At 57.5% G+C, this 20,454-nt stretch carries 20 protein-coding genes; 6 read left to right on the forward strand and 14 right to left on the reverse strand.

All coding sequences use genetic code 11. The annotated features are described in order from the left end of the window. The first annotated feature begins 13 nt into the window (after nucleotides 1–13). Both BLW01_RS14325 and BLW01_RS14330 read left to right on the forward strand, forming a co-directional pair. Entirely contained in the window at nucleotides 14–2,173 is a 2,160-nt protein-coding gene (locus tag BLW01_RS14325; RefSeq protein WP_092570903.1) for an FAD-dependent oxidoreductase, read from the forward strand. A gap of 22 nt (nucleotides 2,174–2,195) precedes the next feature. Beyond that, complete coding sequence (locus BLW01_RS14330; protein ID WP_092570905.1) at nucleotides 2,196–2,822, forward strand: CDP-alcohol phosphatidyltransferase family protein; 627 nt, start codon at nucleotides 2,196–2,198, stop codon at nucleotides 2,820–2,822. A gap of 86 nt (nucleotides 2,823–2,908) precedes the next feature. On the opposite strand, the gene BLW01_RS14335 is transcribed toward BLW01_RS14330, so the two are convergent. Beyond that, nucleotides 2,909–3,403, reverse strand: a complete 495-nt coding sequence (locus tag BLW01_RS14335) for an FKBP-type peptidyl-prolyl cis-trans isomerase (protein WP_092570907.1) — start codon at nucleotides 3,401–3,403, stop codon at nucleotides 2,909–2,911. Between the two features lie 247 nt (nucleotides 3,404–3,650). Between BLW01_RS14335 and BLW01_RS14340 the strand changes: the two genes are divergently transcribed. Further along, entirely contained in the window at nucleotides 3,651–3,935 is a 285-nt protein-coding gene (locus BLW01_RS14340) for a hypothetical protein (RefSeq protein WP_092571233.1), read from the forward strand. A 95-nt stretch (nucleotides 3,936–4,030) separates the two neighbouring features. Here BLW01_RS14340 and BLW01_RS14345 read toward each other — a convergent pair whose 3' ends face one another. From BLW01_RS14345 to BLW01_RS18505, 10 genes are all read right to left on the reverse strand, one after another. Next, nucleotides 4,031–4,504, reverse strand: coding sequence for an outer membrane lipoprotein (locus BLW01_RS14345; RefSeq protein WP_092570909.1), 474 nt, complete (start codon nucleotides 4,502–4,504; stop codon nucleotides 4,031–4,033). A gap of 221 nt (nucleotides 4,505–4,725) precedes the next feature. Next, entirely contained in the window at nucleotides 4,726–6,324 is a 1,599-nt protein-coding gene (locus BLW01_RS14350) for an isocitrate lyase (RefSeq protein ID WP_092570911.1), read from the reverse strand. Between the two features lie 408 nt (nucleotides 6,325–6,732). Further along, a complete protein-coding gene (locus BLW01_RS14355) occupies nucleotides 6,733–7,161 on the reverse strand; it encodes a GNAT family N-acetyltransferase (protein WP_373294226.1) in 429 nt (142 codons plus the stop codon). Beyond that, nucleotides 7,149–8,351 (reverse strand): cupin domain-containing protein, encoded by a 1,203-nt coding sequence (locus BLW01_RS14360; protein ID WP_092570915.1) that lies wholly within the window; start codon nucleotides 8,349–8,351, stop codon nucleotides 7,149–7,151. Before BLW01_RS14360 ends, BLW01_RS14355 begins: the two co-directional genes overlap by 13 nt. 40 nt (nucleotides 8,352–8,391) lie before the next feature. Further along, nucleotides 8,392–9,756, reverse strand: a complete 1,365-nt coding sequence (gene purB, locus BLW01_RS14365) for an adenylosuccinate lyase (RefSeq protein WP_092570917.1) — start codon at nucleotides 9,754–9,756, stop codon at nucleotides 8,392–8,394. 25 nt (nucleotides 9,757–9,781) lie between these two features. Then, on the reverse strand, nucleotides 9,782–10,420 hold the full coding sequence (gene hflD, locus BLW01_RS14370; RefSeq protein ID WP_092570919.1) for a high frequency lysogenization protein HflD: 639 nt from the start codon (nucleotides 10,418–10,420) through the stop codon (nucleotides 9,782–9,784). After that, nucleotides 10,417–11,556, reverse strand: coding sequence for a tRNA 2-thiouridine(34) synthase MnmA (mnmA, locus tag BLW01_RS14375; RefSeq protein ID WP_092570921.1), 1,140 nt, complete (start codon nucleotides 11,554–11,556; stop codon nucleotides 10,417–10,419). The genes hflD and mnmA overlap by 4 nt, the downstream gene beginning before the upstream one ends. 94 nt (nucleotides 11,557–11,650) lie before the next feature. Then, nucleotides 11,651–12,100, reverse strand: a complete 450-nt coding sequence (locus tag BLW01_RS14380) for an NUDIX domain-containing protein (RefSeq protein ID WP_092570923.1) — start codon at nucleotides 12,098–12,100, stop codon at nucleotides 11,651–11,653. Further along, nucleotides 12,097–12,693: a pseudouridine synthase gene (locus tag BLW01_RS14385; protein WP_092570925.1), complete on the reverse strand. Its 597-nt coding sequence runs from the start codon at nucleotides 12,691–12,693 to the stop codon at nucleotides 12,097–12,099. Before BLW01_RS14385 ends, BLW01_RS14380 begins: the two co-directional genes overlap by 4 nt. A 115-nt stretch (nucleotides 12,694–12,808) precedes the next feature. Next, nucleotides 12,809–12,958 carry a hypothetical protein gene (locus BLW01_RS18505; RefSeq protein WP_175529853.1) on the reverse strand — a complete coding sequence of 50 codons (150 nt, stop codon included), beginning with the start codon at nucleotides 12,956–12,958 and terminating at the stop codon, nucleotides 12,809–12,811. A gap of 54 nt (nucleotides 12,959–13,012) precedes the next feature. Between BLW01_RS18505 and BLW01_RS14390 the strand changes: the two genes are divergently transcribed. The 3 genes from BLW01_RS14390 to clpA all read left to right on the forward strand — a co-directional run bounded on the left by BLW01_RS14390 (nucleotide 13,013) and on the right by clpA (nucleotide 18,283). Next, nucleotides 13,013–15,247 (forward strand): NADP-dependent isocitrate dehydrogenase, encoded by a 2,235-nt coding sequence (locus BLW01_RS14390; protein ID WP_092570927.1) that lies wholly within the window; start codon nucleotides 13,013–13,015, stop codon nucleotides 15,245–15,247. 203 nt (nucleotides 15,248–15,450) lie between these two features. Then, the gene (gene clpS, locus BLW01_RS14395) at nucleotides 15,451–15,834 is read left to right on the forward strand and encodes an ATP-dependent Clp protease adapter ClpS (RefSeq protein ID WP_092570929.1); all 384 of its coding nucleotides are present in this window, start codon (nucleotides 15,451–15,453) and stop codon (nucleotides 15,832–15,834) included. 175 nt (nucleotides 15,835–16,009) lie between these two features. Further along, nucleotides 16,010–18,283 carry an ATP-dependent Clp protease ATP-binding subunit ClpA gene (gene clpA, locus BLW01_RS14400; RefSeq protein ID WP_092570931.1) on the forward strand — a complete coding sequence of 758 codons (2,274 nt, stop codon included), beginning with the start codon at nucleotides 16,010–16,012 and terminating at the stop codon, nucleotides 18,281–18,283. Between the two features lie 133 nt (nucleotides 18,284–18,416). Here clpA and infA read toward each other — a convergent pair whose 3' ends face one another. The 3 genes from infA to aat all read right to left on the reverse strand — a co-directional run bounded on the left by infA (nucleotide 18,417) and on the right by aat (nucleotide 20,282). Beyond that, nucleotides 18,417–18,635, reverse strand: a complete 219-nt coding sequence (gene infA, locus BLW01_RS14405; RefSeq protein ID WP_013332816.1) for a translation initiation factor IF-1 — start codon at nucleotides 18,633–18,635, stop codon at nucleotides 18,417–18,419. Between the two features lie 141 nt (nucleotides 18,636–18,776). Beyond that, nucleotides 18,777–19,511, reverse strand: a complete 735-nt coding sequence (locus BLW01_RS14410; protein ID WP_092570934.1) for an arginyltransferase — start codon at nucleotides 19,509–19,511, stop codon at nucleotides 18,777–18,779. Nucleotides 19,512–19,568: 57 nt separating this feature from the next. Then, complete coding sequence (gene aat, locus BLW01_RS14415) at nucleotides 19,569–20,282, reverse strand: leucyl/phenylalanyl-tRNA--protein transferase (RefSeq protein ID WP_092570936.1); 714 nt, start codon at nucleotides 20,280–20,282, stop codon at nucleotides 19,569–19,571. Nucleotides 20,283–20,454: the final 172 nt, after the last annotated feature.

Here is a 20,454-nt window from a genome sequence, read left to right on the forward strand (position 1 = left end):
GGGAGTGCCATTCTTGTTATCACGCCGGCTGATTCTCGTTGCCGTTCTTGCCACGGCCGTTCTTCTCTTTTTCCTCAGTGGCGCTGATGACGCCTTGACCCTGGAGGCACTCAAAGCACGCCAGGATCACTTTCAGGATTGGTTGGCCGCAGAACCTTGGGTGGTGTCCGGGGGATTCTTCGTCATTTACGTGGTCATGGCCGCGCTGTCGCTGCCCGGTGCGACGCTATTGACGGTGTTAGGTGGGGCGCTGTTCGGTTTGGGATGGGGACTGGTGATCATTTCGTTTGCCAGCGCCATGGGTGCGACTCTGGCCTTCCTGATTGCCCGGACACTGGCGCAGAGCGCTATCGAGCGACGCTTTTCCCGCCAACTGGAGAGTATCAACCGTGGGATCGCCCGCGAGGGTGCCTTTTATCTTTTCACGTTGCGCCTGATTCCACTCTTCCCGTTTTTCGTCATCAATCTGGTCATGGGCCTGACGCGGATGCGGGTGTGGACCTTCTACTGGGTCAGCCAGTTGGGCATGCTGCCTGGCACGGCGGTGTTCGTGAATGCCGGACGTGAGTTGGGCGACCTGGAATCATTGAGTGGTGTGTTGTCGCCGGGGTTGATTCTCTCGTTTGCATTGATCGGGATATTTCCCCTGCTGGCAAGGCGTGGGGTGGACTATGTCAAGCGCCGTCGCATGGCGCGCCGTTATGGCAAGCCGCATACCGCCGATTACGATGTGGTCGTGATCGGGGCGGGATCTGCCGGATTGGTTGCCAGTTACATCGCGGCGGCAGTCAAAGCGCGGGTGGCATTGGTCGAGAGTGAGCGCATGGGAGGCGATTGCCTGAATACCGGCTGTGTTCCCTCCAAGGCACTCATTGCGTCGGCACGACAGGCCCAGGCCGTTCGCGAGGCCGGCCGATATGGAATCGAGGCGGGCGAGCCTCGGGTTGATTTCAAGGCGGTAATGGCTCATGTACACCGAGCCATCGACGAAGTGGCTCCTCATGACAGCGCGGAACGGTATCAAGGGCTGGGGGTCGAGGTCATCGAGGGACATGCCCGATTGCAGACGCCATGGGAGGTGCGAGTCGATGAGCGCGTGCTCTCTACACGTCACGTCATCATCGCCACCGGCGCCAGACCTCGCGTGATGAACTTACCGGGAATGGAACATATCGAGGTACTGACGTCGGATAATCTCTGGCAACTCGACCGGTTACCTGAGCGACTGGTGATCATTGGAGGAGGGCCGATCGGTTGTGAAATTGGGCAGAGTTTTGCGCGCTTGGGCAGTCAGGTCACGTTAGTTCAGCGTGATGGCCAGTTATTGGCACGTGAAGATGGTGATGTGGCTGACGTCCTTGCTGCACGGTTGTCACGTGAGGGTGTCGACCTGCGCCTTGGATGGCAGGCGATACGGGTCGAACCCGGGACGGCACATGACAAGGCAGCGCATGTTCTGGTCGTCGAGCGACCCGGGGAAAACGGGTTTGATATCGAACGAATCGGCTTCGATCGGATGCTGATGGCCGTAGGTCGACAGGCCAATGTCGAAGGGCTGGGACTCGATGCCCTGGGTATCCCGATGCGGGATGACGGCACTCTGGATGTTGACGAGACGTTGCGTAGCCTGCATCCCAACATCTGGGCCTGTGGCGACGTGACCGGTCCTTATCAGCTCACTCATGCCAGTGCCCATCAGGCGTGGCATGCTGCCGTGAACGCGCTGTTCGGGGAATTCAAGCGGTTCGGCGTGAATTATCGTTGCCTGCCGGCCGTCGTCTACTGCGAGCCGGAAGTGGCTCGCGTCGGGCTCAATGAATGTCAGGCCAACGCCCGGAATGTGTCTTATGAGGTGACACGCTATGCGTTCAGTGAGCTGGACCGTGCGATTGCCGAGGATCGTACTGAAGGTTTTGTCAAAATCCTGACGCCACCGGGCAAGGATCGAATTCTCGGAGTCAGTATCGTGGGGCATGGTGCCGGTGAGATGCTGGCAGAGTTCACGCTGGCCATGACACAGGGCATCGGTCTCAACAAACTACTGGGAACCGTGCATTCCTACCCGACGTGGTCCGAAGCAGCCAAGGCCAGTGCTGGGGTCTGGAAAAATGCACACAAGCCTGAACGTCTTCTGAATTTGCTTGAACGCTATTTCCGGTGGCGTCGCCACTGATGATGAACGACTAGGAGCCACCATGCTGGACCGCTGGACCATGCCTTTGACACAAACGCCGCTGAATTGGCTGGCACGCACCCTGGTGCGTTGCCGGGTGACACCGACGCAAGTTACCGTGGGCGGTTTCATGGTGGGAATGCTGAGCGTTCCCTTGTTAGCGTGGGAACTTTATGGTTGGGCACTGATAGCCATCTTGATCAATCGGCTTGCAGATGGGCTCGATGGGTCTCTGGCAAGACGCTCGGAACGGGCCAGTGATGCCGGAGGCTTTCTTGATATCGGGCTGGATTTTCTCTTTTACGCCGCCGTCGTACTCGGTTTTGCGCTCGCCGATCCCGTCGCCAATGGTGTGGCTGCCGCCATTCTCATGTTTTCCTTCGTGGGGACGGGTAGTTCCTTTCTGGCATTCGCCATCATGGCGGCGAAGCATCAATTGGAACGTCCGCATTTCGAACAGAAAGCCTTCTATTACCTGCATGGCCTGACCGAGGGAACGGAAACCGTATTGGCGTTCGTCGTTTTCTGTCTTTGGCCATCCTTGTTTCCGTGGACGGCCATGGTGTTTGCCGCGGCTTGTCTGATCACGACCGCGACTCGACTGTATGGCGGATACTGGACGCTAAAACAGCAGGAAAGCCACCACTAGTCCGACCGGCAACAAAAAAGAGCAGCGTATCGCTGCTCTTTTCGATGGGCCCGCGCGGGCAACCAGCCATGTGAATCGCAACTCACTCAGTGAGTTTCGTCACCTTCACCTTCACCTTCACCATGGACGTGGCCGTGCTCCATTTCTTCCTGGCTGGCTTCGCGCACTTCAGCGATCTGTACGTCGAAGTTCAGCGTCTGACCGGCCAACGGATGGTTGCCGTCAACCGTGACGGTATCGCCCTCGACCTGCGTGACGGTAACCATCAAGGGACCGCCTTGGGTCTGAGCCTGAAATTGCATTCCCGGCTCTACCTGATCTACACCCTGAAACGCGTCACGCGGCACTTCCTGGACCAGCGACGGCTGGGTTTCGCCATAGCCTTCGGCAGGCTCGACCGTCACCTGCAGTTGTTCACCACTCTCACGGCCTTCCAGTTCCTTTTCCAGGCCAGGAATGATATTACCGGCACCGTGCAGGTAGGTGAGTGGGTCGCGGCCTTCCGAGCTGTCCAGCACGTCACCTGACTCGTTAGTCAGGGTATAGTGGAACGCGACGACGGTGTTCTGCGCAATCTGCATTGAAGAACCTTTCGGTGAGTACATGTCAGTATCATGGTAACGTGCGATCCTGGGGCCTGTCAGGGGCATCGGGAATTTTTTCATTTTTTGCGATGATTCCTTGACGTTGATTCAAGCGTACCGAGGAGACGTTGCAGCGCATTTCATGGCAGAGCTAGTCTGATGCAATGCTGGGGTATGAGGGGCGCTGGTGTTGCCGTAGTATTTCTCGAAAGAAAAGACAGTAATGTTCCACCCGGAGGAAGCCATGACCGTGACATTGATCTGGTTGCTCGCGTTTGCCGTGTTTCTTTATTCGTGCTTGCGGAGTTGGGATGGCTCCCTGGGGCGCTTTTTCGAGAACAAGCTGCCTCGGCAGCTACTCAGTGGCCGGGATGACCGTTGGATCTGGTCGCCAGCGCTGGCAGTCCTCGGCGCTACGTTCATCGTGCGCCCCGTCGAGATGCTGATGACGTTGATCGTTCTTGGGTTGCTTTTCCTGTTGGGCAAGCGCGTGATCTGCTTGGCGATGAATAAGGTCAAGCTACACTGAATCGTGAATGGCGTTGACCACGAAATGCCGGGGCCGCCAACTCTTGGCGACCCCGGTGTCGCGTATCATGACGCATGACTCTAGCTGGTTCATGATCAGTAGGGGGCTACCGTCATGTTGGCCCCGCTGCCAATCAAGCGAACCCGCTGTCCGACATCCAGACTACCTGCTCGGTCAGGGCGTTGAACGACGACGACGTTTTCGCCATTGTCGCGCTGCACTTCGATTTCCAGGGCATTGGCGCGATTGGCGGTATCCTCGATCTTGCGTCCGGCGACACTACCGCCGATGGCGCCGGCGGCTGTTGCGATCGTGCGACCTGAACCACCACCAACCTGATTACCCAGCAGCCCGCCTATCACGGCACCCCCCAGGCCACCGAGGACTCCGCTGTTCTGATCATCAGCCTGTATCTGTACAGGGCGGATGGCAGTGATGGTGCCATAGCTGACAGTTTGCGCGGTTCCTGCCTGACTACCACGGTAGACATCGCCAGAGTAAGGGCTGGTATTGGCACACCCCGCTAGTGTCAACATGCTGATCGCCAGCACGGGCAGAAGACGTTTCATGAAAGAACCTCCTGATACACCCATTGAGACCTCATGTCCTTGTCGAGGATTATAGAACAGCGTTTTATAACGAGTCTAACACTATTTCCCATTTACCGATTAGACCATTCTTGTGTCACCAGTGTAGCGTGCGAATATGATAAATACTGTGGAAGATCAGGAAAAACGGGAAGGCGGACGCCTTCCCTAAGTTGCCTGGAATGTACTGTCGAATCGTGAGATCAACCGAACTGATTCATCGTGTTGGCCTTGCCGCCGGCTTTTAGAGCTCCTTCGCCGGCGAAGTACTCCTTGTGGTCGTCGCCGATGTTGGAGCCAGCCATATCCTGATGTTTGACACAGGCCAGGCTACGGCGGATTTCCTGACGCTGTACACCCGCCACATAAGCCAGCATGCCCTCATCGCCAAAATACCCTTTGGCTAATTCATCCGTCGACAAGGCGGCGGTGTGATAGGTGGGTAGCGTGATCAAATGATGGAAGATGCCCGCTTCTCGCGATCCGTCGCGCTGAAAATTGCGGGTCCACTCATCGGCAATGGCTGCCAGTTCCGTGTCATCGTACTCGGCACTCATCAGTTGATCACGGTCGTAGGCCGAGACATCCTTGCCTTCCTTCTCCCAGGCGTCGTAGACCTGTTGACGGAAGTTGAGCGTCCAGTTGAACGAAGGCGAATTATTGTAGACCAGTTTGGCGTCAGGAACCTCCTCACGGATGCGGTTGACCATGCTGGCGATCTGGCCCACGTGGGGTTTTTCGGTTTCGATCCACAGCAAGTCGGCGCCATTCTTCAAGGCGTTGACACAATCGAAAACCACCCGGTCCTCGCCGGTACCCGAACGGAAGCGGTATAGGCCATTGGCAAGGCGCAGGGGTTTGCGTAATTCACCGTCCTGCTTGATGACGGTATCGCCCTCATTGATATCGTCGCTGGTATCGATCGGTACCGTGTACAGGAAGCTGTTGTACAGCGATGCCAAATCGCCAGGTTCCTTGCTGACAGGCAGCTTCTGCGTCAAACCGGCCCCGAGAGAGTCCGTGCGCGCTACGATGACGCCATCGTCGACGCCCAGCTCGAGAAAGGCATGCCGAACGGCATTGATCTTGGCCACGAAGTCTTCATGAGGCACCGTGACCTTGCCATCCTGGTGGCCGCACTGCTTGACGTCGGATACCTGGTTCTCGAGTTGAATACAGCAAGCGCCGGCTTCGATCATCTTCTTGGCCAACAAGTAGGTGGCTTCCTCGTTACCGAAACCGGCATCGATATCGGCGATGATCGGCACGATGTGCGTTTCGAAGTTGTCGATCTGTTCCTGGATGGACCGCGCTCTGACTTGGTCCCCTTTGTCGCGAGCCGTATCCAGCTCCCGGAATAGATGATTCAACTCCCGTGCATCCGCCTGCCGGAGAAAGGTGTATAACTCCTCTATCAGCGCTGGAACCGCGGTTTTTTCATGCATCGACTGATCGGGAAGGGGACCGAACTCGCTGCGCATGGCCGCAATCATCCAGCCGGAGAGGTAGAGGTAACGCCCCTTGGTGGTGCCATGATGCTTCTTGATGGCGATCATCTTTTGTTGACCGATGAAGCCATGCCAGCAGCCCAGCGATTGAGTGTACTTGCTGGGATCTGCGTCGTACTCGGTGATATCGCGGCGCATGATGGCGGCGGTGTAGCGAGCAATATCCAGTCCGGTCCTGAAACGGTTCTGAGCACGCATGCGAGCCACATACTCGGGATTGATGTTATCCCACTTGCCGTCTTGAGCGCTGCGCAACCGTTCAATCGCGTTGATGTCGTTTTGGTAAGCTGACATTTCGAGCCGTCCTTCTTTCGTGAGCGATGGTCATGGCAGCAACCAGGTCGGTTGATTGACTAGGCAAACAGCCTGGGCGGGATATGCCGAGTGCTCCAATCTAGACTTCTCGGGAGAAACAGGGTAGTGCTGCATCCGCGAAATCAGTATGTCTATTCAGAACACTAAAGCTGTCTGTGCTGCCTTAGTCGAACAGGAAGTACGCAGAAATGCCTATGGGTACGTCTCACTACAAGAGGGGCATAAAACGTGCGTTTTTTTCCTGTCTTGCAGTGCAATATCGTTCATATCTTGCGCTTTCAACAATCATTACTTAGGGGTAATGATGGTTGTAGCAGAACTACAAAAGGAGAGAGGTTGGTCCGTTTCTGTAGCTATATTTCGCCGAGTAAAAATATTCAAGAAGAATCAATCGACTAGAATGAGGCGCATATTGCGGTGCAGTATGTCTGCATCGATAAAGTCATGACCAAAGTCTTTGAAACCCAGGCGGCGGTAGAAATCGAGGGCTTGGGTCTGGGCGGCAAGTTCAAGATATTCATGGCCCCGCTGTCGAGCCGTATCGATGACAAACTGCATGAGTTCCCGGCCAATTCCCGATCCTCGCGCTTCCTTCAGCACAGCGACACGCCCGATATGACCATCGGGCAGTAACCTGGCGGTGCCGATAGCATGTTTTCCTGACCAGACCAGGAAATGGAGACATTCGTCGTCACGTCCATCCCACTCCTCGTGTTGGGGAACCTGCTGCTCCAAGATAAACACGCGGCGACGTATCTCACCGGCGACCGGTCCCAGAGTGGTCCAGTCGCCACTCTCCATCATTACGTTGTCCACGCTTCATCCTCGTCCTGATCATCGTCATTCATTGGCCATACCAGGCTGCCTCGATCGACGAGCGAGGCGAGCAGTTCGGCGGCGCCGTCATGGTTCAACACATCACCGGTAATCGGGCTCCCGGAGGCGAGATGGCGGGCGAGAGACGGAGAACAATCGATACCGTCGCCATCAACGAACAAGGTGGCTGTTGCCGCATCCTTCGCTCGCCAGGCGAATCGTGATCCCAGAGTGCGTTCCAGCGATATCCCGGCGTGTAGTTCGGCGACAAGCACATCGACATCGGTTGGCGTTTCCGCGGGCACCAGTTGATCGACGTACTTGGGCTGGGTCATGACACGACCGAACCACTGAGCCAGCATGGCGGGATCGTCCAGCGTCTCGAGAATCAGCGAACGCATACGGGACAGTGAATCGTCATCGATTTCGCCGGGGTCGGCGGGAGGACTCATGGCTGCATCGGCATAACGGTGTGATGCGGGTTGGGTCTCGCCCACATAATCGGCGTACGAGGTGATGGCCTCGTCGGCTGAAGGGGCTCGGAAGCCAATCGAGTACGTCAGGCAATCATCGGAACAACTGACACCATGATGAGCTACTCCCGGCGGCAGGTAGAGCATGTCGCCAGGTTCCAATACCCAGTCCTGTCCTGCCTCGACACTGAAGTGTTTGAGAATCTTCAAGTCGATACCATCAATGATTGGGGCGTCCTCCGACAGGTGTCCGCCGAGCTGCCAGCGGCGCTGGCCACTGCCCTGCAACAGGAAGACATCATATTGATCGACATGCGGCCCGACATTACCTCCCGGCGGGGCATAACTGATCATGATGTCGTCGAGACGCCAGCGTGGCAGGAAGGTGAAGTGCTCCAGCAATTCGGCAACGTCGGGAACGTAATGATCCACGGCCTGGACCAGCAGAGTCCAGTCACGTTCGGGAAGCGTGCTGAAGGTGTCTTCATCGAAGGGGCCGTGACGAACCTGCCAGGGCCCCTCATCGCCATTGATTTCGACCAGACGGGCCTCTATCCCTTCCTCGCAGGCCAGGCCTGCCAGGTCGTTCGGGTCCAGCGGACTTTCGAAGTCCGGAAAGGCACCACGGATCAGCAATGGCTTGCGTTGCCAGTAATGACTCAGGAACTCGGCGGCCGTCCGCCCGCCGAGCTGGGGTAACGGGGTATCGGGAGACATGGGGCCACCTCCATCCGTATGGCTATGGGCTGCTGGTCGCTTAAAGTTTTCTCGCCTGCTCGGCGGCATTGCCGATGTAGGTCGCCGGCGTCAGCTGCTTGAGTTCCGCTTTGACCGAGTCCGGGAGCTCGAGGGTATCGATGAAAGCGGCAAAGGCGTTCTGGTCGACGCGCTTGCCGCGTGTCAGTTCCTTGAGCTTCTCATACGGCTGCTCGATGCCGTAGCGGCGCATGACTGTCTGGATCGGCTCTGCCAGGACTTCCCAATTGTCGTCGAGATCCTCGGCCAGGCGTTCGGGGTTGGCTTCGAGTTTGCCGATGCCTTTAAGCGTGGCCTGGTAGGCGATCAGCCCATAGGCCAGACTCATGCCGAGATTTCTCAGCACGGTCGAGTCGGTGAGATCGCGCTGCCAGCGGGAAATCGGCAGCTTCTGGGCCAGATGGCCGAGAATGGCATTGGCCATGCCCAGATTGCCCTCGGCATTCTCGAAATCGATGGGGTTGACCTTGTGCGGCATGGTCGAGGAGCCGATTTCTCCTGCCACCATCCTCTGCTTGAAGTATCCCAGGGAGATGTAGCCCCAGATATCGCGGTCGAAGTCGATCAGGATGGTGTGAAAGCGTGCGATGGCATCGAACAGTTCGGCGATGAAATCGTGGGGTTCGATCTGCGTGGTGTAGGGGTTGAAGGTCAGTCCCAGCGACTCGACAAAGAATTGTGCGTTCTCGGCCCAATCGACATCCGGATAGGTTGTCAGGTGGGCATTGTAGTTGCCAACGGCCCCATTGATCTTGCCCAGCAGTTCAGTGGCTTCGATCTGCTTCAGTTGACGTCGGAGGCGATAGGCGACATTGGCCATCTCCTTGCCGAGGGTCGTGGGGCTGGCCGTCTGCCCGTGCGTGCGTGACAGCATGGGCTGATCGGCATGATCGTGTGCCAGTGACTCGATGGCTTGGGTGACCTCATGCATCACGGGCAATAGCGTGCCAAGGCCACCCTGGAGCATCAAGGCATATGACAGGTTGTTGATGTCTTCGCTGGTACAGGCGAAATGCACGAATTCACTGATGGCATGCAACTCGGTATTGTCGGCAATCCGTTCCTTGAGGAAATATTCCACGGCTTTGACGTCGTGGTTGGTCGTTCCCTCGATCGCCTTGATCCTGGCGGCATCGGCTTCCGAAAATTCCTGCACGAGGCGATTCAGAAAACCGGTTGCCTCAGCGGAAAGGGGAGGGACTTCAATGATGCCTGGGTGAGCGGCAAGCCGTTCCAGCCAGCGTACCTCGACGGTGACACGAGCACGGATCAGGCCGAATTCACTGAAGTGTTCGCGAAGCGTTTCGGTCTTGTTGCCGTAGCGGCCATCGACGGGAGACAAAGCGGTGAGAGCGGAGAGTTGCATGATGGTCGTCCAGAACGAAAAAGCGTTAGTTGAGTTCGTCGAGGGCACGCTTGAGCGCACCGCGTTGGAATACCAGCTTCCAGCGCCGCCCACCCTGCTGATGCCACAATAGTGCGAAGCGCACGCCGGCCAGCAGCGCTGCCCGTACTCGTTCAGGCATCATCGGGCTTTGCAGCAGTGAGGGATCGCCCTGCACCACAATGCGGTACTTGAAGGTCGACAGCGTGTCCTGATACAGCTCGCCGAGGCTGGCGATCACGTTCTCGTGAATGACACCGAAATGGTCTGCCTGTCCCTGAATGCGCGACAACCGCTGTCCCAGTTCGGTGAGCATGTCATTGTTCTTGCGCAGCTTGTTCATCAACAACAGAAGAGAAAAGCCGTAGCGGAGCACCACGGGGTTGGCCTGCTTGCGTCCGACAACGGCGTCGAGGATCTCCAGCCCCTGACGAAGGTTGTTGGGATGGCCCCCGTAGATCGACTCGAAGCTTTCCGGTGCCGTGTCGGTCGTGGCACGAATCAGGGTTTCCCAGGCGCGATCGTCGACCTGTCCCGTACGAGCCAGTTCATCGACCTGATGAGCGGCCTGGAAGACTCCCGCCAGCGCCAGGGCCTGACGCCCGACGGAGCTTTCGGGGGCGGGACGGATGGGAGTGGTATTCATGCGCCGAGCTCCCTGGCGAAGGATGTTGAGGACATTTTCCAGGTATCGCGGATCACGCCACCTCCCAGGCAGATATCGTCATCGTAGAGCACTAGTGATTGTCCTGGTGTCACAGCTCGCTGCGGATTGTCGAATACGACCTCGACGCCGCCATCGTCAAGAACCCGGATCCTGCAGGGTTCATCGGGCTGGCGATAGCGGGTCTTGGCATGAAAGCGTCCCTCATTGACCGGGGGGTGGCCGGCAATCCAGTCCATGGGTTCGGTGGTCAGGGCGTCGCTGTACAGCCAGGAGTGGTGCTTGCCCTGGACCGCGATCAGGACATTGCGGATCAAATCCTTGTGGGCGACGTACCAGGGATCCTCGGAGTATCGGGACAGACCGCCAATCCCCAGTCCCTGGCGTTGGCCCAGGGTATAGTACATCAACCCCATGTGTTCACCGATGACATCGCCATCCGGTGTCTCGATCCGGCCGGGTTGGGCGGGGAGATACTGACGAAGAAAATCGCGGAAACGTCGCTCGCCGATGAAGCAAATACCGGTGGAATCCTTCTTGCGAGCCGTATCCAGACCGTAACGCTCGGCGATGGCGCGCACGTCGGGTTTCTGCATTTCACCGAGAGGGAACAGAGTACGTGCAATGGCCTCTTCGGGAACGGCGTGCAGGAAGTAGCTCTGATCCTTGTTGGGATCGATGCCCTTGAGCAGCCGGGGGCGTTGGCCATCGGGTCCGTCACGATACCCCTGTCGGACATAGTGGCCGGTGGCGATGCGCTCGGCACCCAGCATTTCCGCATACTCGATAAACACTTTGAACTTGATTTCCCGGTTGCAAAGCACATCAGGGTTCGGGGTGCGCCCGGCCTGGTATTCCGCCAGGAAATGCTCGAAGACGTTATCCCAGTATTCGGCGGCGAAATTGGCAGTATGCAACTCGATACCGAGTTTAGCGCAAACGGCTTGTGCGTCCGCCAGATCCTCCTTGGCAGTGCAGTATTCCGTACCGTCGTCCTCGTCCCAGTTCTTCATGAACAGGCCTTCGACCTGATACCCCTGTTCGAGCAACAGCAGCGCGGATACGGAGGAGTCGACACCGCCGGACATGCCGACGATGACCTTGCCCGTGGATGACATAGGCGTTCTCGGGTTGGATGACCACAAAATGGCCCGACATTATACACGATACCGACGGCGTGCTTCGAGCGGTGTCAGTGTGCCGATGTCGGCGTCAGCGTTCCTGAATGACATCGAGAGGAAAGACGCGGCCAAGCCGGGCGTCGAGCAGGCGGCGCATGACCAGGGGGCTACGCAGGCGGTCGGCGCGGTCGAGATCCTCGATTTCATCGAATGTCAGCCAATGTATGGCGTGAATATCGGCATCCAGTTCGTTGCCCAGGTGAGCCAGTGCCATGCCGACATAAGCGTGGCTGTGGATCGTGATACCCGCCGGGGTTCGATAGATGTAAAGCCCCAGATAGTCAGTGATACCGACGCGCCAGGCCGTCTCTTCACGAGCTTCGCGCTCGGCGGCGCCGAGCAATGTTTCGTCGGGTTCGAGATGACCGGCCGGTTGGTTGAACAGGGTGAAGGGGCCTCCCCGGTCCTCTTCGACCATCAGATAGCGGCCAGCGCGTTCGACCACGGTGGCGACCGCTACGTGTGGGGTCCAGCGTGTCATCGGCGTACCCTCCCGGCGCGATAGGATGAGCCTTGCTTGGGGCTGACCGGGGCATGAAGAGTTTCAGACCGCCATTCGCCGGGCTTTAGATCCCCGAGGCGCCAGGGGCCGACGGCCACGCGGATCAGTCGCAGCGTTGGCAGATCGACATGGGCCGTCATGCGACGGACCTGGCGATTGCGGCCTTCACTCAGCGTGATTTCCAGCCAGTGCGTGGGGATGTTCTGTCGCTGTCGCACCGGTGGATCCCGCTCCGGGACATCCGGCGTCTTCAGGCGCTGAACTCTGGCAGGCCGTGTCATGCCATCGTTGAGCGGGATGCCGCCGCGCAGCGCTGCCAGCGCATCGTCACCCGGTACCCCTTCGACCTGAACCCAGTAGGTCTTGGGTTGTTTGTGACGCGGATGACTGATTCGGTGAATCAATTGTCCGTCGTCGCTGAGCAGCAGCAGACCTTCCGATTCATAGTCGAGCCTGCCCGCCGGATAGATATCCGGTATGTCGATGATGTCGGCCAGCGTCGAGCGCCCCTCGTGATCGCGGAATTGCGAAAGCACTCGATACGGTTTGTGCAATAAGTAAAGCGAGCTCATATACGGCGTATCATGCCATCTTTATTGATCGGGATCAGGGGTGCCCCAATCGCTGAGGGAGATTGTCGACATTCTTCATGCGCAGGCGAAAGTGAACTGATATACTTGCGCCTGATCATTGGGGCGCCGCCGTCACGATCGGATCGTCAGCGTCCCGTATCTGCATGGTGACCCGAGCGTCATGGCCCGTGAGGTCGGGGCGCGTCAGTGCCTCAGTGAGGCATGCCGGAATGCGCCCGGCGGTTGCGTCGCGCAGTCGAGCCATGGCGTACCGCTCAATTCCATGCAACTGCTGTGACCAAGAGAGTTTAACGCTGATATGTCCAAAACGCCGAAGATTATTTATACGCTCACCGACGAGGCACCCGCACTGGCAACCCACTCACTGCTGCCGATCATCGATGCGTTCACCGATCCGGCCGGTATCGAAGTGGAAACGCGTGATATCTCGTTGGCTGGTCGGATTATCTCACAGTTTCCCGATTATCTGAGTGAGGAACAGCGGCTTGATGACCATCTGGCCGAGCTCGGAGAATTGGCCAAGACGCCGGAAGCCAACATCATCAAGTTGCCCAACATCAGCGCGTCGATTCCGCAGCTCAAAGCGGCGATCAAGGAGCTTCAGCAGCAGGGCTACAAGCTGCCCCATTATCCTGAAGAGCCGCAGAATGCCGAAGAGCGGGAAATCCAGGCCCGCTACGACCGAGTCAAGGGAAGTGCGGTGAATCCGGTGCTGCGCGAAGGTAACTCGGATCGTCGTGCGCCGCAGTCGGTCAAGAATTATGCGCGTAAATACCCGCATCGCCTCGGAGAGTGGAGTGCCGACTCCGCATCCCACGTGGCGCACATGCAGGAAGGCGACTTTTACGGTAGCGAAAAATCAGCGCTGATCGAGAGTGACGGCAACCTGAAGATCGAACTGGTGAGCAACGACGGCTCGACTCGGGTGCTCAAGGAAAAAACGCCGGTGCTGGCTGGCGAAGTCGTCGACGCTGCTGTGATGAGCCAGCAGGCGCTGCGTCGTTTCGTGGCCGATGAGATCGAGGATGCCAAGGCCAAGAACGTACTGTTCTCCCTGCACCTCAAGGCGACGATGATGAAAGTGTCAGACCCGATCATCTTTGGCATCGTGGTCTCCGAGTTCTATCGTGACGTCCTCGAGAAGTACGCCGATGATCTGGATGAGGCTGGATTCGATCCCAACAACGGTATTGGCGATCTCTACGCGACGATCAAGTCCCTGTCCGAGGACAGACAGAGTGCCATCACTGCCGAGATCGAGTCGCTGTATGGGCAGCGTCCGCCGCTTGCCATGGTCAATTCGCACAAGGGAATCACCAACCTGCATGTGCCAAGTGATGTGATCATCGATGCGTCCATGCCGGCCATGATTCGTGATTCCGGCCAGATGTGGGGCGCCGATGACGCGCTGCACGATACCAAAGCCGTGATCCCCGACCGCTGCTACGCGGGCATCTACCAGGCCGTGATCGATGATTGCAAGCGAAACGGTGCTTTCGATCCGACGACCATGGGCAGTGTGCCCAATGTCGGCCTGATGGCGCAGAAAGCCGAGGAGTACGGCTCTCACGACAAGACGTTCCAGATCCCCGCGGACGGTACCGTGCGTGTTACCGACGCACAGGGCAACGTGATCTTCGAGACTTTGGTCGAGGAAGGGGACATCTGGCGCATGTGCCAGACAAAGGATGCACCGATTCAGGACTGGGTGAAACTGGCCGTGAACCGGGCACGTGCCAGCGGCACGCCGGCGGTATTCTGGCTGGATGCCGACCGGGCCCACGATGCCCAGTTGATTCGCAAGGTCGAGCGTTACTTGCAAGGCCACGATACCAGTGGCCTGGACATCCGGATCATGGCACCGGTCGACGCCATGCAGTTCTCGCTGGAGCGTATCCGTCAGGGACAGGACACCATTTCCGTGACCGGCAACGTGCTCCGTGATTACCTGACCGACTTGTTTCCGATCATGGAACTGGGTACCAGTGCCAAGATGCTGTCGGTCGTTCCGTTGATGAATGGTGGTGGCTTGTTCGAGACCGGTGCCGGCGGTTCCGCACCCAAGCATGTTCAACAACTCCTGGAAGAGAATCACCTGCGTTGGGATTCACTGGGTGAATTTCTGGCGCTGGCGGCTTCCCTCGAGCATCTTGGCGAGAGCTTCGGCAATCAGCGTGCCACGCTACTTGCCGATGCGCTGGACAAGGCCAATGGCAAGTTCCTCGACAGTGACAAGTCTCCCAAGCGCAAGGTCGGCGAACTCGATAACCGCGGCAGTCATTTCTATCTGGCGTTGTATTGGGCCCAGGCGCTGGCGGAACAGGAAGGCGATGCGGAGCTGAAATCACTGTTTTCTCGTCTGGCGAAAACGCTTGAGGCCAATGAGGCCACCATTGTCGGTGAACTCAACAAGGTGCAGGGGCAGCCTGTCGATATTCGTGGCTACTACCATCCCGACTTTGATCTGACTCGCCAGGCAATGCGGCCGAGCCAGACATTCAACGAGGCGCTGGAGATGGTCTCCAAGGGCTGAGTGCCCCTCGACGAGGCTCAAGTCTTCGTCAACCAACCTCTCGCCCCTTGCCCTGGAACGGGCAAGGGCTTTTTTGCGTCCTTCCCCCTTGCAAGAGCGCTTTCGTGGACGCATCTTTGTAGTGAACCCTGGTGAACATCTCGCGTCGAACAAGTGTCGGCATCGAAATGGTAAACCGGCTCAATAGATGGATTCGTACTGCTATGCATGATGTCGATGCGCCTGACAAACTGCGCCAAGCATTGCCCTTGAGTGGTATGACACGCCCTCCTGATCCCCAGGAGGAGGATGATCCGGATCTGGCGGTACAGACGTCCGATCCCGAATTGGCCGAGCCGCCGTTGTACAAGGTGGTGCTGCATAATGATGACTTCACCCCCATGGAGTTCGTTGTGGAAGTGCTGCAGAGCTTCTTCAGCATGGACAACGAAAAGGCGGTACAGGTAATGCTGGCGGTGCATACTCAGGGAAAGGCAACTTGCGGTATTTTTACTCGGGACATTGCGGAGACCAAGAGTCATCAGGTCAATCAGTATGCCAGGGAGTGCCAGCATCCGTTGTTGTGTGATATTGATGCGGCTGATTGATGATACCGTTCCTCGAAGCTTGGTCCGGTGAGCATAGTGCGCGGCTGACCAAGGGGGTGATGGTCGGTTGAAAGTTGAATTCCAGGCTTGCGTAAAGTGTCAATGTGCCCGATGGTGAGAATGCCGGTTTCAGAATCTGCGGAATGGTGACCGAGGCGGCGAGAAGGGGACTGCCATGCTGAGTAAAGAACTTGAATTGACCCTTAACACGGCGTTTACCGTGGCGCGTTCCAAACGCCATGAATTCATGACCGTGGAGCACCTGCTGCTGGCATTGCTCGATAATGCCTCGGCTGCTGATGTGCTACGTGCCTGCGGTGCGAACCTTGATAAGCTGCGCTCGGACCTGCAGGATTTCATCAACTCCACGACGCCGCTGATCCCCGAAGACCAGACTGATCGTGAAACGCAGCCGACGCTGGGCTTTCAGCGTGTACTGCAACGGGCGGTATTTCACGTACAGTCCTCCGGCAAGAATGAGGTGACCGGCGCCAACGTACTGGTAGCAATTTTCTCCGAGCAGGAAAGCCAGGCGGTTTACTTCCTCAAGCAGCAGAACGTGGCTCGGGTCGACGCTGTCAATTACATTGCGCACGGCATTTCGAAGGTATCCGGGCATGGTCAGAATGCCTCATCGCCCTCGCCGGATGCCGAAGAAGCCGAGGAGGGTGTCAGTGAAGGCAGCGCCCATCCGTTGACAGGCTATGCCACCAATCTCAATGAACAGGCTCGCATGGGGCGAATCGATCCTTTGATCGGTCGTGACCACGAGCTTGAGCGGGTCGTGCAGATACTCGCTCGCCGGCGCAAGAACAATCCGTTGCTCGTGGGTGAGGCGGGCGTCGGGAAGACGGCGATTGCTGAAGGATTGGCCAAGCGTATCGTCGAAGAGGACGTTCCCGACGTCATCAATGATGGTGTTGTTTATTCGTTGGATATGGGCGCATTGCTTGCCGGTACCAAGTACCGTGGCGACTTCGAGAAGCGCCTGAAGAGTTTGCTGGCCGAGCTCAAGAAGCAGCCCAACTCGATTCTCTTCATCGATGAAATTCATACGGTGATCGGTGCCGGGGCTGCATCGGGGGGTGTCATGGATGCCTCCAACCTGCTCAAGCCGTTGCTTTCTTCCGGCGAATTGCGTTGCATCGGTTCGACCACCTTCGAGGAATATCGTGGCATATTCGAAAAGGATCGAGCGTTGGCACGGCGTTTTCAGAAAGTCGACGTACAGGCGCCGTCAGTCGAAGATACGATCGGCATTCTCAAGGGACTGCGTGGGCGCTTCGAGGAGCACCATAAACTCAAGTACTCCGATGGTGCCCTGGAGAGTGCGGCTCGGCTGTCCGATCGTTATATCAATGATCGGCACCTGCCGGACAAGGCCATCGATGTGATCGATGAGGCCGGCGCGCATCAGCGCTTGTTGCCGCCGGAGGTGCGTGTCGATACGATCGATGTCGACCAGGTAGAGGCTGTGGTGGCCTCCATCGCGCGGATACCCCCGAAGAGTGTCTCCAGTTCCGATCGCAAGCTGCTCGAGAATCTAGAGCGCGATCTCAAGATGCTGGTCTTTGGCCAGGATGAAGCCATTTCCAGTCTGGCGGCCGCGATCAAGCTGTCTCGTGCAGGGTTGAAGTCACCCGACAAGCCTGTGGGCAGTTTCCTGTTCTCCGGTCCAACCGGGGTCGGCAAGACTGAAGTGGCGCGTCAACTGTCGGCTCTGATGGGGATCGAACTGGTCCGTTTCGATATGTCCGAGTACATGGAGCGTCATACCGTCTCACGGCTGATCGGCGCGCCTCCGGGTTATGTCGGCTATGACCAGGGTGGTTTGTTGACCGAGGCGGTCACCAAGCAACCGCATTGCGTGTTGCTGCTCGACGAGATCGAGAAAGCGCATCCGGAAGTCTTCAACCTGCTGCTGCAGGTGATGGATCATGGTCGCTTGACCGACAACAATGGTCGTGAGGCGGATTTCCGTCACGTTATCGTGATCATGACTTCGAATGCCGGAGCTGAACAGATGGCGCGGCGCTCCATTGGTTTCCAGACGCAGGACCATACGACCGATGGGCTCGAGGCCATACGTCGAACCTTTACGCCGGAATTCCGCAATCGTCTCGATGGCATCATCCAGTTCCATGGCTTGGAACCCGATGTGGTGAGGAATGTGGTCGACAAGTTCCTGGTCGAACTTCAGGCCCAGCTCGACGAAAAACGGGTCCAGCTGGATGTCGACGAAGCGGCCCGTGCCTGGTTGGCTGAACGCGGCTACGATCCCGAAATGGGTGCCCGTCCCATGGCACGCCTGATCCAGGAGAAACTCAAGAAGCCGTTGGCTGAGCTGATTCTCTTTGGCGAGTTGGCCGATCATGGCGGAGTGGTGCATGTCACGGTCGAAGAAGACAGTGACGAACTGCATCTTGCCACGGAAGCCGAGATGGCGTGATATAACCCAGGCCAGTTGAGGGTCAATGGTCGGATTGTTGACCCTCACGTCATACCGGCGCCCTGTCCTTAGCGACGGGGCGTCGTTATATGTATCTGGCTGGTATCAAGCGGGCGAGACGAGACGGAAAGCTTCAGCGAGAGCGGTAGACGATACGCCCCTTGGACAAATCGTAGGGGGTCAGTTCGACCTTGACCTTGTCGCCGGTGAGTATGCGGATATAGTTCTTGCGCATCTTGCCCGAGATATGGGCCGTTACCACGTGGCCGTTTTCCAGCTCGACGCGAAACATGGTATTGGGAAGCGTGTCGACGACGACGCCTTCCATTTCGATATGGTCTTCACGTGCCATATAGGCAATTCCTCGTTGGTTGTCACGATAAGACGATTTGTCGGTGTGGTTACCGACCGATCGGCCGCCTTTACCTTCGCCGATCAGAATAGCGGGATATTGTGCCGCATGCCGGTCTTCAAGGCAAAAAAGCCGTCCCTTTCATGGAATGGCTCGTCGCCAGTGGCGACCGTCAAGGTACTCCAATGGCTGGAAAGCCTGCTTGTAATTCATCTTGCGGCAATTACGGATCCAATACCCCAGGTACAGATGGGTCAATCCGCGTTCTCGTGCCATTTCAATCAGTCGCAGGATGGCATAGGTCCCCAGTGAGCGTCGGTCGAAGTCCGGGTGCGGGTCAAAATAGGTGTAAATTGCAGAGATACCGTGACCGAGCAAGTCGATGGCCGTTACCGCAAGGAGCCTGCCGTGCAGACGAAATTCCAGCAGTCGTGCATAGGAGTGGTCCGATGTCAGGAAAGTCCGGTATTGCTCTCGACTGGGTGGGAACATGTCGCCATCGGCATGGCGTTCATGGATGTAACGTGAATACAGGAGATAGTGTTCGTTGTCGAAAGCGGCTGACCGTTCATGCAGGCTAAGATCGGCATTGCGGTTGATGAGCTTTCTTTGTGTTCGATTGGGAGTGAAGTCGGCAACTGGTACGCGAACGGAGATACAGGCGCGACAGTCCTCACAGTGGGGCCGGTAGAGATGTCGCCCACTACGACGAAACCCCAGCAGTGTCAGTGCCTCATAGACGCTTTGCCCCGGCGTTTCCTGAGGATCCAGAAACAGCGTCGTCGCCTCGCGATCCTCAAGATAACTGCATGAATGAGGGACGGTGAGGAAAAATCGCAGATCCCGTACGGGTTGTTGCGGGGTATTACTACTCACTGCAACGACCTCCTTTCGCTTTCAGACGTCGCCCCGACGCGTCATGATACGATGCGTTCATTCTTGGCTCCGGGATGTCACGTTCTTAGCGAGGGTCCGGGAGAACAGGTTCGTGGATGTATCGATATACTGCTCAAGATAGTTGATGAATGCCGTGCGAGCGATATCACGCGCGCCCAGGCGAGCCAGATGGGCGGTATGCATCTGACAGTCGATCATGCCGCTACCCTGGCGTTGCATGTGATGGCATAGATGGACCAGGGCCACTTTGGAGGCATCCCGTGCCTGGGAAAACATGGATTCCCCGAAAAAGACATGCCCTAGTGCGACACCGTATAGTCCCCCAACCAACCGGTCACTATGCCAAACTTCGACAGAGTGGGCTTGACCGAGTCGGTGCAACTGCTGGTAAGCGTTCGCCATCTCCTCGGTGATCCAGGTGCCTTCCCGGTCTTTTCGGGAGTTGGCACATTGTTGAATGACCGAGTCGAATGCCTGGTCGATACTCACGTGGAAACCGGCGTTTCTCAGCCGTTTGGCCAAGCTGCGGTGGATCCGGATTTCCTCGGGAAACAGTACCATGCGGGGCGAAGGACTCCACCAGAGTATCGGTTGCCCTTCACTGAACCAGGGAAAGATACCGCGCCGATAGGCCGCCATGAGCCAATCCGGGGTGAGCGCTCCTCCCGCAGCCAGCAGGCCTTCCGGGTCGTCGAGGGCCTGGTCGAGATCAGGAAACTGTACGGGAGTCTCGGGGAGCCAGGAAAGCATGATAGGTGATTGTCGATGGTCACTGGAATGCGCTCTAGTGTGACGGGCTTTCTCGCTGCTCTCAAGCGGTTGGGCCCTGTGCCAAGTCGGCCAGGCCCGGTATGATGTCTCGTGAAGTCGATCAACTTCCCATTAAGGAGACACGAGTGGACGCCATGAAAGGCGCAAGGGG

The sequence above is a fragment of the Aidingimonas halophila genome, assembly GCF_900106955.1.
GTDB lineage: Bacteria > Pseudomonadota > Gammaproteobacteria > Pseudomonadales > Halomonadaceae > Aidingimonas > Aidingimonas halophila.